Source organism: Thermoplasmata archaeon (assembly GCA_036395115.1).
Lineage (GTDB): Archaea > Thermoplasmatota > Thermoplasmata > RBG-16-68-12 > RBG-16-68-12 > RBG-16-68-12.
In genome coordinates, this window is record DASWDU010000049.1 from 42,648 (window position 1) to 58,697 (window position 16,050).

Consider the following 16,050-nt stretch of genomic DNA (forward strand, 5'->3'; position numbering starts at 1 on the left):
ACATTCCGAGAACCGGTAACGAAGGATTAATAACACTCCTCCCCCTTGCGCCGGCATGGTCCGGCGTTGGCTCGTCGAGGACACCCCGCAAGGGGCCGTCGGACGGGAAGCCGAGATCCTCGAGAAGCCCGAGCGGGTCGCGCCCCTCTCCTCGCCGCTCGCATGGCGGATCCTCCAGGAACTCGCCCGGGCCCCGGACTACCCGAACGCCCTGGCGGCCCGCCTGAACGTCCACGAGCAGAAGGTCTACTATCACGTGCGGCGGCTCGAACGCGCGGGCCTCCTCGAAGTCATCCGGGAAGAATCGAAGCGGGGCGCGTCGGCCCGCGTCCTCGCCCCGACGGCGGACGCGTTCGCCGTCGTCCTGAAGGGACGCGGCACGCCAGTCGCCTCCCCCCTCCTGCCGCACGCGGGCATCGTCGCGCGCTTCCTCGAGGAGTTCTCGAGCGAAGGGACGTTCAACGGCTCGATCGTCGTCGGCTCGCCGTACACGCACGGACCGTTCGGCACGACGTCCCGCGATTCCCCGTACGCCGTCGAACTCGGCTTCTTCCTCGGGCGGCTCTTCGCGGCGCCGAAGCGTCCCCTCCTCCGGCTCGACACGGAGATGAAGGCGGCGGGCCCGGGGCGGGACCATCTGATCCTGGTCGGCGGTCCGGTCGCGAACATCATCACGATGGACCTGAATCCACATCTCGCCGTGAATTTCGACTGGAAACAGGTGTGGCGGATGGAATCGTCGCGCACGAAGCGGCACTACGTGGACGAGCAGGTCGGGCTGATCGCGAAAGTCCGCAACCCATGGAATCCGGCGCGGGTCGTCGTCCTGCTCGGCGGCCTCCACGCGGTCGGCACGATGGCGGCAATCCTCGGCATGACCCAATCCGCCGACGACGTCCTCGACGGATACACGCCGGGGGAGGACTTCTACCGGGTCGTCGCGGGCCAGGACCGGGACGCGGACGGACGGATCGACGCCGTCTCGATCCTCGAGTGATCAGCCCAAGGCGACGCTCTCGTAGGGAATCTTGTCCTCGAGCCGGGCATTCGCCGCTTCGATCGCTTGGATGGCCTCCATCGCCCGCTCCTCCGGGAGGAGCAGGAGGACGTCGACGCCTCGTTCGGCCGCCTCCACCGTCGCGGGGACCGCACCGAACTCGATCCGAGGACGCAAGCCGAGTTCCCTCGCCGCCACGAGGCCCGCCGGATCGAGCGCCGCGACGACGAACCCTCGCGTCTCGCGGAGGAGTCGCTTCGATGACGGCGGCGTCCTCCGGCGGGTCCCGGCCGGCACCCGCGCCACGACGATTCGGCCGGGTCGCAGGGCGACGATGCCCTCGAGGTTGCGGACCGCGAGCAGTTCGCCCTTCGCCGCATCGTGGGCAGCGATTCCCGTCGAGGGCGACGTCCGCCCGGCGTAGGCGACGAGGAGCCCGTTCTCCATGAAGAGCCCGAGGCGGTCGCCGCGGCGCGCCGCGCCCCCGGCGAGGGCCTGCGTCGTATCGACGACGGCCATCGCCCGGCCCGCGCGTTCGACGAACGCCCGCAGTTCGACGAAGCGGTCGTGCAGATGCTCCACGCCTTTCTTCGTGGCGCGGTATTCGCCGTTCGCGAGCGTCAGCAGCGCATCTGCCTGGAGCCCGTGCGCGTATTCCGAGGCCCCTTGGACCGTCATGTCGAGTCGCTCCGCGATCGTGCGGAGGCGCGTGTGGCGGTTGGTCGTGACCTCGTAGAGGAACAGGAGTCGGGTGGTCGCGCGAAGGTCCCGGAGCAATGCCATGGGAACCGCATTCCTTCACCCGAGGAAAAGGCCGCGCCAACATTCTTAAATACTCAAGTTCATCGGACAAACATCAAGTCTAGTTGAGGAGGAGAATCAGGTGCGGTTGACGACGCGGATCGCGGTGGGCTTCGCATCGGCCCTGCTCGTCGTCGCGATCCTGTACGACGCCCCGGCGTCGGGAGGGTCCGCATCGATCCGGATTCTCTTCGACTTCGGGGACGGCAGCTATCTCTGGGCGAGCGAGACGATCCCCGATCCTTCCGCGGTCAACGCAACGTGGCTCGCGGTCCAGCGAGCGGCGTCGGCGAATGGCGTCTCGATCGAGTCCACGTGGTACGATTGCTGCGGCGTAGGGATTGCGGACATCGGTGACCGCCATTCTCCCGCCCGGTTCATCGGCCTCTACGAATGGAACACGTCCGCCCGTACGTGGGATTTCACATCCTCGGGGATCTCCGGGCTCATCGTACAGGACGGGGCGAGCATCGCTCTCTACAACGCGGGATACGATTCGGTGACTTTCGCCGGCCGCACGCCGGTGCCGACGCCGGACCATCCGACCCCCGCCGTCGAGTTCCGATCGGACCTCGGGAACAGCGGGGCCTCCCCTTCGACCGCCCCGAGCGCCGTCCGACTCGCGTGGGACCGCGACACGGGCGTGCGGGAGATCGAGGCGACTCCGGCCGTGGCGTACGGACATGTGTTCGTTAACACGCGCGACGGGATCCTCGCGCTGGATGAGTTCAGCGGACGCACAATTTGGAATCGATCGGCGGCCCGAGGGTTCTCGTCTCCCGCGGTCTTCGACGATTCCGTGATCGTCGGCACATCGGACGGGACCGTCGTGCGGCTCAACGCGTCGGATGGCGGCGTGCAGTGGGAGACCCGCCTTCTCACGGAGAGCTCGTTCAGCGGCATCACGTCCTCTCCGAAGGTCGCGTTCGACCGAGTGCTGATCGGTACGTTCAACGAGTCGGGAGGACCCGGCGAGGTCGTGAGCCTCTGGGCGAGCAACGGGACCGTCGCGTGGCGGCACCCGACGGGATCCGTGCACTATTCCTCGGCCGCGTACTTGGACGGCGTCGCGTACGTCGGAATCATGGGCACGTACAACACGACGAGCCAGGTGACGTTCGACCCGCCGTACGGCATCCTCGCGCTCGACGCCTCGACCGGGGCGGAGAAGTGGTTCTTCGAGACCGGGGGCTCCGTCGCCGCGTCTCCAGCCATCGCCGGTTCGCGGCTCATCGCGCCATCCAAGGACGGCAACGTCTATGCGATCGACCGGGCGACGGGCGTCCTCGCCTGGAAAGCCGCCGTGGATGCGGGGGTGTCCTCCCCGGCGGTCGCTGGGGACTCCGTCGTCGTGGGGGGCGGCTCCTTCGGAACGACGGGGCGTGTGGTTGCGCTGGACGTGGCCACGGGAGACCCGCGCTGGTCGTACACGCCGAACGGTCCCGTGCAGGCGTCGATTTCGTACGCCGACGGCAACGTGTTCTTCGCGACGAACGCCGCCCATGGGTCGATCTACGCATTGAACGCGACGACCGGCGCTCTGGCGTGGTCGTTCGAGCCATCGCCGTCGGAATACATCCTCGGATCTCCCGTCGTCGCCGACGGGACGGTCTTCGCGCCGAGCGACAACGGCCACGTGTACGCCCTCGGTCCGGCGATTCGCCTCGCCGAGCCGATTCTCATCCCGGTCCTCGTCGGCCTCGGCGTCGTCGGGGCCGCCATCGGGGTTGCCGCGGTCGTCGTGTTCGTCGTGTTCGTGCGGAAGAGGTCCCGCGGGGGGCGCGTCGCGTGAACGAACGGCGTCAGGCGATTCTCCTCGTGGTGCTGCTCATCCCCGCCATCGCCGGTCTCTACGCAGCGACGCAGCTGATCCAGCCCGCACCCGTGCAACCCTCCGTCGTGCGTGCAGTCCGTCTCGAGGCGGTGGGCGTCGACTGGACGATCGTATACGATGCGATCCTCACGACGAACAATACCGCGTTCTCCCTGCTGATGGAGGCCAGCCACGCGCTCGGCTTCCCGGTCGCGTACGTCCCCTATGGTGTCCCGAGAGGGATGTTCGTCACCGCAATCAACGGGTCTGTCAACGGGGAAGGCAATCGCTATTGGCAGTACTGGGTGGGCGGCGCGTATGGGGACGTCGCGGCGGACCTGAAGCCGTTGCGTGACGGCGACACCGTCCTATGGAAGTTCGTCTTGTCGGTGGAGGGCGGCTGAATGGGACGTGCCTGGCGCGCCGTGCTGGAGGCCGGTTTCGGCGATGCGCGGACCCGGCTCCTCGGGAGCTTCTTGATCGTCGTCGCGGTCGCCGGGACGTACATCATGCACACGTTCGCGAACATCGAGACGGTGTTCGTCGCGAGCCTTCTCGCGGGGTCCCTCCTGGGCCGTTGGTGGACGGTGCTCGTGCCGGTGACCGCGCTGGTCGTCCTGCAGACCCTCGAATGGTCGACCGGATACTCCGGCTATGCCCTCGAGGCGATGGCCGCCATTTCGTTCTTCGTCATTTCGGGATTCGTGTTCGTCGCATTCGTCGGACGCCGGATCCGGCCGAGGGTCCTGTTCCGAGTCAGGTCGGTCGCACTTCTGACCACGATCAGCGTGCCTCTCACGATCGCCTACGATTTGTGGACCGCGTTCGGCGAGTGGTATTTCCTCACGCGGCCGTTCGGAGTGGGCTTGGCGACGGTCCTGTATTTCCAAGTACCTTTCACCCTGTACCACCTCCTGAGCTCCCTGATTTTCGTGCCGTTGTTCGGGAGCATGTTCCTCTTCCTCCGCGCCTACGGATGGCCCGCAAAGACCGAAGATAAGGTGCCGTCGCCAGGAGGGCGCGAGTAATCAGAGGAGTTCCTCGATCTGCTCCCGCATCCGGTGGACCTCTTCACGACGACGGTCGAGATCCTTCTCCGCTTCTCGGATCGCGCGGTCACGGGCCTCGAGGCTGGCTTTCCGCGCTAGCAGATCCCGCTCGAGCCCTTCGAGGCGGAGTCGGTCCCGCTCCGTGGCCTTCCCTCTGCCCTTCAGATCGGCTGCCAGCGTGTGCACCTTCTTCGTTTGCTCCACGAGCGATTCGCGTTCCTTTGCGATCGCCCGGGCCACGAGGGATTCGACCGCCCCTTCCTTCTGGGAGACCCGCCGGCCTTCCGACTCGAGGTTCTTCCACATCGCTTTCGCTTCAGCACGTTCGCGAGCGAGGGCCGCGGACTCCTCCTTGAGGCGTTTCTCGCGCTGATCGACGGCCTTGCTGCGCACGTCAAGCTGGGTCGAGGCCGCCTCGAAGCGCGTCTCGCGCTGCTCGAGGTCCTCGCGGGCACGCACTGTCTTCTCCATGGCGGCTCGCTGCTCCTCGAGAAGGGTTTCTTCTGATGCCATTCGTTCCTTGAGTTCGCGGCTCTTCTCCTCCGCGACCTTCTCCGCGTACTTCAGGAGGCTCATCGCTTTCGACTTCAGGTCGGCCGCCTCGTCTTCGTGCGATGCAACCAAGCCGGCCTGGACCTCGATCTCCTTCGACCGTTTGTCGACGTCACCCTTGGCCCGCTCCAGGCCTTTCCGCTCCTCGGCGAGCCGTTTCACGTCCGCGGTGAGGTGCTCTTTCGCCTCCTTGAGTCCCTTGTCAAGTCGATCGAGTTCTGCCTTGCGCTTTTCGATTCCCTGCGCGATTTTGTTCGACTCGATGTCGTGCTTCTCGAGCGTCGAGGCGAGCACCTTCAGTCCGTCTTCGCGGTCGGCGAGTTCATGGCCTCGTTCCTCCATGCCCGCGGTCGTTTTCGCGAGATCCGCGAGCTTCTCTTTGAGGTCCGCCTCACGAGCCGCGAGTTCGGCCTCTCGCGCCCGCGCAGACTCTTCTCGTGCGGCGAGACGAGAACCCTCGCCCTCGATTTTCTCGAGGCGTCCCTCCAGCTTCTTCGACTCCGACCGAGTGCGTTTCTCGACAGCAGAGAGGGACGCTTTCGCGCGAGCCAGCTCCTTCTGCACGGCGACGGCCTCGCGCGCTTCTTTCGCTTGGTCCCGCGCCATGGCCTCCACCGCCTGCTTGCGGGCTTCGAAGTCGTTGAGCGCCTCGCGGAGTTCGTGTTCTCTCTGCGTGAGTTCCCGGCCTCGTTGCGTGAGGCGTGCGTCGACCTCCTGCATGGCCGACTCCTTCGCCGCAACGTCTTTCGTCGACTTGGCGAGCGCCGACTCTCGGCGATCCAGCGTGGCCTCCACCCGCCGCAACTGTTCGTGTTTCGATCGCAACGATGCATCTTGGAGGGCGAGCTGTTTCTCTTTCGCATCCGCACCGGCCACGAGGTGTCGGGCTTCCTCGATTTCCGCGCGGGCCCGCGACTCCTGGCGTTTCGCCTCCTCGGCCGTGGCGGCTTGGGACTCCTCCCATTCCCGCTTCGCGGTGCCGAGGGTCTTCTCGCTCTTCTCGAGTTCCGATTCGCGGGACGCGACCGATTTATCCCGCTCCATCAGCGTCGCCTCGGTCGCCGCGAGCTCGCGACTCCGGACGTCGAGCGCCTTCGTCCTCGCGACGAGATCGAGCCGGAGGGCATCCGAAGCCTTGCGATCGGTCCGCAACTCCTTCGTGGCGCGGTCGAGGTCGGCGTTCGCCTGCAGAAGCGCCGCCTGAGCCTTCGCGAATGCGGATTCCCGTCGCTTCAGATCCTTGCTCGAGGTTGCGAGCTCTTCCTCACGTCGGTCAACCTGAGCCAAGCTGGACTCAAACTTTGCAAGTGCGACCTTGTGACCATCCGCTTGCGCCAAGAGCGTCTTCTCCCTCTCTTCGACGGCGGCGGTCCGTTCCTCGATCTGCCGACCCCGCTTTAGCAGGTCGGCTTCGTGGCGCTCTAGCGCCACTCGCTCCCCTTTCAACGCCTTTTCCGAAGCCGCGATGGCGGCGCGAGCTTGTCGGAGCTCCTCTTCGGCCTTCGACACGGAAGACTCGTGCGCGTCTACTAGGCGGTCCCGCTTGCTAAGCCCGTCCGCCTGAGTTTGGAGCTCTGCCTGAGCGGACTCCAGGGCTTTACGATTCGAACCGAGTTCCTCTCGGGCCCGCTCCAGTTTCGCGGTCGCGTCCTTCAGCTCCTCGCGTTCCTTCATCGCGGCCTCTTGCGCCTTCGTCAGTTCGGACTTGACCGTCGCGATTTCCTCCCCGCGTCGTTCGGCGTCGGCCACGCGGGACTCGAGCTTCGCCGCGGCGGCCTTTTGGGCTTCTGCCTCGGAGCGGAGCTCCCGCGCCCGTTGGTCGAGCGATTTCTCGCGCACCCCATGTTGACTCTTCCGGCGTGCGAGTTCATCAGCTCCTCGAACGACGGCAGATCGCTCCCCTTTGATGGCCTTCCGCTGCTCCGCGAGCGCCTCGAGGGCGGCGGCGAGATCGTGTTCGCCTTTCGACACGGCGGCTTCGCGTTGCTTCAGGAGGCGATCCGCGCGCTTCGCCCCCTCCGTCTGCGCGGCGATTTCCGCCTTCCCCGCTTCGAGTCCCTTCGCGCGTTCCTCGGCCCCTGCCTCACGTCGCGACAGGACGGCCTCGCGTGCGCCCAACTCGGTCGCTCGCAGCTTGATCTCCTTGTCGGCCCTCCCGAGCTCGGTTCGAGTGGTGGAAAGGTCCTCCCGCGCTTTCGCAATCCGACCCGCGTCTCGTTCCAAGGCTTTGCGCTGGGTCGCAAGCGCCTTTTCCGCCGCGGTGAGTGCGACACGGTCCTCCTCGAGTTTCGCTTCGCGCTTCGTCGCCGTGGCCTCCCGGGCCTTCACGGCTTGGTCCGCCCGACGGACCGTGTCCTGCCGAGAGGTCACCTTTGCGCGGGTCCCTTCGACGGTCCTCGAGAGCTGAGCGACTTCCTCTGCGCGTTTCTGGAGTTCGGCCTCGCGCTCGCTGAGTTTCGTTGATGCAAGCTTGAGTGCCCGCTCCGCGCGTTCCAGTTCGGTCCCCCGGAGGGCGAGATCGTCTCGCGCTTTCGCGAGCGCCGCCTCCTTCTCCGAAGCGTTCGCGGCCGCCCGCTGGACGGCTCGCTCGCGGACTTGGAGTTCCGCTCCGGCCGACTTGCCGCGAGCCTCTCCCTCGACGACCGCCTCCTCGCGCGCCTTCAAGTCAGCGGTGGCCCTCCCGACCGCTTCCGCCGCGTTCCGCATCGCGACCTCGCGGCGCTCGAGCTCGGCCTGCTGTCGATCGAGGCCCTCCTTCGCCTCGGCCAAGGTGTGGTCGAGGGTCTTGAGCCCCTTTGATTGGTAATCGAGTTCGGTTTTCCGTTTCGCCTGCGCGTCCGCCCCCTCGGTGAGCTCCCGCCCGCGTTTCGCATCTCGGACCTCCGTCGCCTTCGAAGCGTCGTCGATGCGCTTCTCGAGCCGAGCAAGTTCTCGTTCTCGTTCGCGCAGGGCCTTGAGCGCTTCCTGGCTCTCCGACTCGCGCTTCGTGAGTTCCGTCTCTCGACGTAATTGGTCGTCGTCTCTCCGCTGGTGGGTCTTCGATTTCGAGTCCAGGTCTGCCTGGCTCGAAGCGAGTCGTTTCTCCCGCGATGCCAGGTCCACATTCCTCCGGGCGAGCGTCGACTCGAGGGCGTCGAGCTCCGACGCCTTCGCGGAGGTCGTCCGGGCCTTCTCGAGATCCTTCTGGAGCGCGGCGGCTCGATGCACCTCGGCATCGAGTTGTGCGTTCGCGCGGGTCATCTCGGTTTTCACTTCAATCTCCTTTCGCCGTAGCGCCTCGTTCGCGGCGTGCAGCGAAGTTTGGAGCGCCTCGAATTCCTGGTCCCGCTTCGAGAGATCGCGCTCCGTGGCCCGGAGCCCCTTCCTCGCGTCCTCGAGCTCCCCGGCGTGGGCCTCGTCGTTCGCTTTCGCTTCCGAGGCGAGACGCGCTTGGGCGTCTCGGAGTTTCTGCTCGTCTTTCTCCGCCGCGCGCTCCCGTTCCTTGATTGCCTTCAGCGCCTTCTCCGCCTCGAGCGTTCGTTCGGCCGCCAATCGGGAGGCTTTCTCGGACTCGGTTTCCCGAGCCTTGAGGTCGGTTTCCTTCTTTGCCACCGCAGCCGCGTGATCCGCAAGATCCTTGGACCGTGCGTCGAGCTTCACCCACTGTGCCTTCAGGTCCGCCTCCTTCTCCGTCAGCTCGCCCGCTCGACCCGCCCTCTTCCGTAGTCCTTCGATTTCCTCCCTGAGCCGGCTCGCCTTCTCGTTCTCCTGCTCGACGGCGGCCCGCGCCTTCGCGAGTTCGGCGTTGAGCGCCGCCTCGATCTCCCGGCGCTCGTTCCGAATTGATTCGGCCTCTACGCGTGCAGCCTCGAGGCTCCGGAGGCCTTTGGTCGTCTCTTTCCCAGCCGCAGCGAGGTCTTTCTGCAGAGCGTCCGCCCGGTGGCTTTCGGATTCGAAGTGGGCGTTTGCCTTCGTAAGCTCAGCTTTCAGTTCGAGTTCAAGCCGTTCGCGCGCCTCCTCCGCGGCGCGGGCGGCGTTGTGAGATGTCTCGACCTCCTTGTCACGCTTCGCGAGCTCGCGATCTCGAATCTGCAGGAGCTTCTTGGCTTCGTCGAGTTCCCGGTCTTGGGCTTCCTCCGCCTCCTTCGCTTGGTCCGCTAGCTTGCCCTGGGTCTCCTTGAGCTTCCGCTCGGCTTTCTCGACCGCGCGCTCCCGCTCCTGGACGGCCTTGAGGGCCTTCTCCGCCTCGAGCGCCCGTTCCGCGGCCGCGCGACCGCTCGATCGGGTCTCCGCCTCACGGGCGCTGAGTTTCGCCTCGGACTCGCCGAGGACCGCCTCGCGACCCGCGAGGTCCTTGGACCGTCCGTCGAGCTTCGCCCACTCCGCCTTCAGCGCGGACTCCTTTTCGGTCAGCTCGCCCGCCCGGCCCGCGCGCCTCCGAAGGCTCTCGATTTCCTCCTTCAGCCGGCTCGCCTTCTCCTTCTCCTGCTCGACCGCGGCGCGCGCCTTCGCGAGTTCGGCGTTGAGGGTCGTCTCTCGCTCGAGGCGTTCGTTCCGCGCGGACCCGGCCTCGGTGCGCGCGGCTTCCAAGCTCCGGAGGCCTTTCGCCGACTCCTTCCGCGCCGCCTCCAAATCCCTTTGCAGGGCGTCCGCTCGGTGGCTTTCGGATTCGAGTTGGGCGTTCGCCTTCGTGAATTCGGCTTTCAATTCCAATTCCCGCCGCTCGCGCGCCTCGTCCGCAATCTGGGCGGCGGTCCGAGACGCCTCGATCTCTTTGTCGCGCTTGGCTAGTTCACGCTCTTGGATTTGTAGGAGCTTTCGGGCCTCGTCCAGCTCACGGCCGTGGGTTTCCTCCCGGGCCTTCGCCTGCTCGTCGAGCTTGGCCTGGGCCTCCTCGAGTTTTCGCTCCCCCTTCTCGAGAGCCCGTTCCCGGTCCCGGAGGGCCTTGAGGGCTTTCTCCGCCTCGAGCGCCCGTTCGGCGGCCGCGCGACCGCTGGATCGGACCTCCGCCTCGCGCGCGCCGACTTTCGCCTCGGACTCGGCGAGGGCGGCTTCGCGGTCCGCGACGTCCCTCGTCCGGACATCGACTTTCGACCACTGCGCCTTGAGATCGGTCTCTTTCTCAGTCAGCTCCCCGGCTTTGCCCGCCCGTTTCCGCAGGTCTTCGATTTCGCCTCGGAGCCGCACGCCCTTGTCGCGCTCCTGCTCCGTGCCGGCCCGGGCCTTCGCGATCTCCGCCGTCAGGGCGGTCTCGCGGTTTTGCGCCTCCTTCTGAGCCGCCTGCGCCTCCGATCGCGCCGCTTCCAGGTTCCGCAGCATCTTCGCGAGGTCCTTACGGGCCGCTTCCAGATCCTTCTCGAGGTCCGCGGCCCGTTGGTCCGCGCGGTCCCGCATGGCTTTCCGGTTCTCGGCAAGTTCCGCCTCGCGCGCCTCGAGTTTCGTCCGCGAGTCCTCGATCTCCCGCTGCACGCCGCCGAGTTCGCGGCCCTGGCCGTCGAGCTTTTCCTCGAGGGACGCGAGGGAACGCTCGCGCGCGGCCAGTTCTTTGTTGCGGCCGTCGAGGGACGCGACGAGGCCTTCGACCTCCTCTTCGCGCTTCCGGAGCGCTTCCTCTGTCGCCTCGAGCGCGGACCGTCTCTTCTCGACCTTCTGCATCGTCGCGCCCGCCTCGGCCGCGGCGGCCTTGGCTTTCCGGAGCGAGCCGATTTCGTCCCGGGCCGCCTCGAGTTGCTTCTGCGCCGCCTCGACCGCCCGTTTCGCCTCCCGCTCGGCCGCGGTCTGCGCGGACCCGAGTTCTTTGACCCGCCGTTCGAGGCTCTCGATCACGCCGTCCTGCCGCGCGATCTGTTCTCCCTTGGCGTCGGAGAGTTTGCGGGCGGCTTGCAGCTCTTTTCGGAGCTGGTCTTCCCGGGCTTTCGCCTCGGACTCGAGGCGCGCGACGTCGACGTGGACGACGAGCGACTCGCCCGCGTCAGCGTCCTCGCCCGCCGCGAGCGACTTCCGGGCTTTCTCACGCAGTCCCATGTCCCGATCACAGCTGGAGCCGTTCGAGGATGCGTTCGTACAGGGCGAACTTCTCGGACTTCGCGAAGTCCTTGATCTTGTCGGCCGGCAGCTCGCCGAGCAACTCGTCGAGGTCCTTGATCACGACCTTGAGTTCGTCCCTCAGGCCGGTGAGGTCCTTCGTCTCCTGCACCAACCGGTTCCGCTCCTCCATCACCCGCTCCATCTGGTCTTCGAGTTGCACGACCCGACCCTTGAGTTCCGTCATCTCGAGGTCGGGGGGCTTGACCGTGACCGTCGGGGTGTCCGTCCTCCCGATCGGGCCCGAGGATCCCCGCTGCTCGAGCTCCCACCGCCGGCGCTCGATGTCGACCTCCCCTTGGCTCAGCGCGTGAAGCCGCTCGTCGAGCAGCCGGCCCTTCTCCCGGAGGAGGTCCTCACGCTTCTCGAGCTCCCGCTCCTTCTCGTGCAGGCGGCTCACGAGCGTGTGGAACTCTCCCTCCCGGCGGAGGATGTCCGACTCCCGTTCCTTGAGCTGCCCGAACTCCTTCTCGCGCGACTCGAGCTCGCGACGGAACGCCTCCACGCGACTCCGGAGGGAGGACTCCCGCGCCTTGAGCTCGTCCTCCTGCATGCGCAGGATGTTCCGGTACGTGTGCTCCATGTCGACGAGCCCCTCTTCGAGCTTGAGGATGTCCTCCTTCTGGAGCAGAAGGCCCGCGATCTGGCCTTTCAGCTCCTCGCGCTCTCGGACGTCCTTTGGATCCGTCGACGATTCGAGCGACCGGATGCGGTCCCGCGCCCGCTCGATTAGCGCGTCCATGTGCTCGAGACGCCGCTTGCGCCGGTCGAGCATCCGATCGAACGGCTCGGCGAGCTTCCAGAGCGACTCGTCCAGCGCGCCGCCGGGTTGTTCGGAGGCGTCCGATATGGCCGGAAGATCGGCGTCGCGTCGCGCGCTGGCCGGGGGTGCGCTCCGGGCTTTCGCCCTTTCGCGGCTGAGCTGCAGGATCCGTCGCAGGTACTCTTCCGCGGGGGAACCCGCGGCGGGCTCGAGGGGCGGTCGGACGGGCGTGAGCGAGCCGGGTTCCGGGAACCTCGCGTTGCAGTTCACGCACTCCGTCGACTTGGCGGCGTTGATCGAGTTGCAAATGGGACACAGGATCGCCTCGATCGAGCCCTCGAACGCCTTCCCGCACCGCGCGCACGCGGCGGCGTCCGGCAGCGTCTCCGCTCCGCATTCGCTGCAGTAGGCGGCGTTGCCGGGAGTGAGGGCGCGCTGGGCCATCGATGCCTGCTCGAGGACCGTGGGATCCCGGAGGTCTCAGTCGTACGCGTTGTACGCGAGGATCTCCGAGAGGTGTTTCCTGCCCGCCGGAGGTTCGAACGCCTCCGGGACGCCCAACGGTGTGAACCCCACCACGTGGACGTCCGCCGGGATGCTCAGGAGGGCCTTCACCTTCTCCTCGTTGAAGGCGAAGATCCAGGAGGTCCCTAGCCCCTCACTCGTGGCCGCCACGGTGACGTTCGCAAGGGCCATGCCCACATCGACCGGATACGAGTTCATGTATCCGCCGATCATCGCGACCGCCTCGTCGAGCCGGGCACACGCGACGACCACCAAGGGCGCGTCGGCCATGTGCTTCGAGTTCGTGCAGGCGCCCGCGAGTTTCCGCTTCGCGTCCTCGTCCGAGACGACGATGAACTTCCACGGCTGCAGGTTCTCCGCCGAATGGGCGAATCGGGCCGCGTTCATGATCGCCTGGACTTTCTGCTCGGGGACCGGATCGGGCTTGTACTTGCTCACGCTCTTCACCGACTTGATGGCCTCAAGGGCCTCCATATCGTCCCGAGGCGTCCGATTTGGCGTGGTGATAATAAGCGTTTCGGGATGGTTATTCCCCTTCGACTCTCGTTGCGGAGGGAGACATCCGGCCCGAAGCGACGCTGACTCGTGACCGCACCATTTGGCCCGGGTCCCCCGGGCGACGATCCTTCAAAATTCGACATCGTCGGGTATCCGCGGGGGACCCGCCCGAGAGATCACCGCGGAAACGGCCTAATAGAGCCAGGTTCATATGTTCCAAGCTGAAGCGCTGCCGTCGTCGCCGGCATGGGGGAGGAAGATGAAATTTCGGTGGGCATCAGTCCTGACGGTTGGGACGCTCCTTCTCGTTCTCGTCCTTGCCGGCGTTCGTGGAGCGGCCACGGTCACGGAAACGAGACTCGTGCCGAACGATGGCGCCATCGGCGACCTCTTCGGCGGTCTCGGCGTGTCCATGAGCGGGGACACCGCGGTGATCGGGGCGCCGGGCAAAGACAGCGGCACGGGAGCCGCCTACGTCTTCGTCCGAAGCGGGACGACCTGGTCGCAACAGGCGAAGCTCACGGCGAGCGACGGCGCCCCGTATGACGCATTCGGAACGTTCTCCTCTATAAGCGAGAATACAACACTCGTCGGGGCCCCCTACGGTGGCAACGGCACGGGAGCCGCCTACGTCTTCGTCCGGAGCGGGACGACCTGGTCGCAACAGGCGAAGCTCACGGCGAGCGATGCCGCGCCCTTCGTGTCCTTTGGCATCTACGTGGCGCTCGACGGGGACACCGCTTTGATCGGTGCGGTCTACAAGAACAATCAGACGGAAGCCGCCTACGTCTTCGTGCGGAACGGGACGACCTGGTCTCAGCAGGCGAGGCTTACGGCAGGCGATGGGGCGTCTGGGGACGGTTTCGGCGGCTCCATCAACGGCGACGCCGCGGTAATCGGGGCCCCCGGCAAAAGAAGGGGCACCGGAGCCGCCTACGTCTACGTCCGGAATGGGACGAACTGGTCGCAGGAGGCGAAGCTTACGGCGAGCGATGGGTTGCCGGGGGACTTGTTCGGGAATCGCGTTTCCCTCGGGAGGGACACAGCCCTCGTCACGGCCCCTGGCAAAGACAACGCTACGGGAGCCGCCTACGTCTACGTCCGGAATGGGACGAACTGGTCGCAGGAGGCGAAGCTTGGCGCGAATGATACCGCCGCCGGTGATGCGTTCGGCCTAGGGCTCTCTCTCGACGGAGAGATCGCCGTCATCGGGGCGCCGGGCGACGACGATCGCGGGACCGATTCTGGTTCCGCGTACCTGTTCGTCCGGAACGGTACGACTTGGTCCCAGAAAGCGAAGCTGACCGCGAGCGACGGTGCAACCGGTGATGGTTTCGCAGACGTGGGTGTGTCCGTCAGCGGTGACACGGCCCTCATCGGCGCCCCCTTCAAGGACCGCCACACGGGGGCCGCCTACATCTACGAACTTGCCTTACACGCCACCGCTCCGTCCGCGCCTCAGAACCTGGAGGGGACCGCGGGCGACGCCCAGGTCACCCTGACGTGGCAGGCACCGTCCTCCGACGGCGGTACGCCAATCACGAACTACCGGATCTACCGTGGGACCGAGTCGGGCGGCGAAGGCTTCGTCGCCGATGCAGGCACCGAGCTGACGTACACCGACACGGGCCTCACGAACGGGGTGACGTACTACTACGAAGTGGGTGCGGTGAACGCCGTGGGAGAGAGCCCGCCGTCGAGCGAGGTCTCGGCCACGCCGGCCACGATCCCGTCCGCGCCGCAGAATTTGGAAGCGACTTCCAGCGACCGCCGGGTCGACCTCGCATGGCTCGCGCCGGCCTCCAACGGAGGCCTCCCGATTACCAACTACCTCATCTACCGGGGGACGTCGCCCGGCAGCGAGACGCAGATCGCGACGCTCGGGGATGTCCGCTCCTACACGGACGTGGGAGTGACGAATGGCCTCACATATTACTATCAGGTGAGTGCGGTGAACGCCGTGGGAGAAAGCCCCCCGTCGAGCGAGGTCTCGGCCACTCCGGTCACAATCCCATCCGCGCCGCAGAACTTGGGGGCGAATCCCGGCGACGTCCGGGTTGTGCTCGCATGGCAGGCACCGTCCTCCGACGGCGGCTCGCCGATCACGAACTACTCTGTGTACCGAGGGACATCGTCAGGCGGGGAGACGCAGTTCAAGATCCTCGACGAGGTCCTTTCCTACACGGACACCGCAGTCACGAATGGCGCGACGTACTACTACCAGGTGAGCGCCTCGACCGCGATTGCAGAGGGGCCGAAGTCGGACGAAGTCGCCGCCACGCCGGCGGCGACGCCCTCGGCCCCCGCGGTCTTCCCGCCGACGGCGGGCGATGCGCAAGTCGCGCTCTCGTGGCTGGCTCCGTCCTCCGACGGCGGATCGCCGATTACCGGCTACAACCTCTACCGCGGCACCATCGCCGCCGCGGAGTCGCTTGTCGCGGACCTCGGCAACGTCCTCTCCTACACCGACGCCGGCCTCACGAACGGCGTCACGTATTATTATCAGGTGAGCGCGGTGAACGGGGCCGGGGAAGGCCAGCGGAGCTCAGAAGTTTCCACGATGCCGGCGCCGCCCCCGGATACCACAAAGCCCACGGTCGTGATCGTTTCGCCGACATCCGGAGCGACGGTGACGTCCGCCACCCTGACCGTCAACGGAACGGCTTCGGACAACGTCGCCGTCCAGAAGGTAGATCTCAGCATGGACGGAACGAACTGGGTCACCGCGACGGGCACGACCTCATGGTCCGCGACGGTGACGCTCCAAGAAGGCTCGAACACGATCTACGTTCGGGTGACGGACACCTCGGGCAACACGCAGACCAAGACGATTACCGTGATTTTGCAGACCCCGGTCTCGGTCGCCGGCCTGCCGCCGGTCGTCCTCATCGGCGTGGCCGTCGCGATCGTGATCGGTGTGGTCGCGGCGGCCGAGGTTGCGCTCACACTCTCGAGGCGGAGAGCGGGCCGGAAGGGACGACCGTAGCAC

9 protein-coding genes are annotated in these 16,050 nt (G+C 66.6%); 5 read left to right on the forward strand and 4 right to left on the reverse strand.

What is annotated here, in order from left to right:
• Window positions 1-55: 55 nt before the first annotated feature.
• Window positions 56-997: a helix-turn-helix domain-containing protein gene (locus VF992_11925; protein HEX9341859.1), complete on the forward strand. Its 942-nt coding sequence runs from the start codon at window positions 56-58 to the stop codon at window positions 995-997.
• Here VF992_11925 and VF992_11930 read toward each other — a convergent pair whose 3' ends face one another.
• Window positions 998-1,780, reverse strand: a complete 783-nt coding sequence (locus tag VF992_11930; GenBank protein ID HEX9341860.1) for a hypothetical protein — start codon at window positions 1,778-1,780, stop codon at window positions 998-1,000.
• 100 nt (window positions 1,781-1,880) lie between these two features.
• On the opposite strand from VF992_11930, the gene VF992_11935 reads away from it, so the two are divergent.
• The 3 genes from VF992_11935 to VF992_11945 are packed head-to-tail and all read left to right on the forward strand — an operon-like array spanning window position 1,881 to window position 4,639.
• Entirely contained in the window at window positions 1,881-3,590 is a 1,710-nt protein-coding gene (locus tag VF992_11935) for a PQQ-binding-like beta-propeller repeat protein (protein ID HEX9341861.1), read from the forward strand.
• Entirely contained in the window at window positions 3,587-4,015 is a 429-nt protein-coding gene (locus VF992_11940; protein HEX9341862.1) for a DUF4430 domain-containing protein, read from the forward strand. Before VF992_11935 ends, VF992_11940 begins: the two co-directional genes overlap by 4 nt.
• Window positions 4,016-4,639, forward strand: a complete 624-nt coding sequence (locus VF992_11945) for a DUF6580 family putative transport protein (protein HEX9341863.1) — start codon at window positions 4,016-4,018, stop codon at window positions 4,637-4,639.
• Here the strand turns inward: VF992_11945 and VF992_11950 are convergent, their stop codons facing one another.
• The 3 genes from VF992_11950 to VF992_11960 are packed head-to-tail and all read right to left on the reverse strand — an operon-like array spanning window position 4,640 to window position 13,037.
• Complete coding sequence (locus tag VF992_11950) at window positions 4,640-11,215, reverse strand: hypothetical protein (protein HEX9341864.1); 6,576 nt, start codon at window positions 11,213-11,215, stop codon at window positions 4,640-4,642.
• Window positions 11,216-11,222: 7 nt separating this feature from the next.
• Entirely contained in the window at window positions 11,223-12,482 is a 1,260-nt protein-coding gene (locus VF992_11955; protein HEX9341865.1) for a hypothetical protein, read from the reverse strand.
• Window positions 12,483-12,518: 36 nt separating this feature from the next.
• Window positions 12,519-13,037: a nitroreductase family protein gene (locus tag VF992_11960; protein ID HEX9341866.1), complete on the reverse strand. Its 519-nt coding sequence runs from the start codon at window positions 13,035-13,037 to the stop codon at window positions 12,519-12,521.
• Between the two features lie 283 nt (window positions 13,038-13,320).
• Between VF992_11960 and VF992_11965 the strand changes: the two genes are divergently transcribed.
• Window positions 13,321-16,047 (forward strand): fibronectin type III domain-containing protein, encoded by a 2,727-nt coding sequence (locus tag VF992_11965; protein HEX9341867.1) that lies wholly within the window; start codon window positions 13,321-13,323, stop codon window positions 16,045-16,047.
• Window positions 16,048-16,050 lie beyond the last annotated feature (3 nt).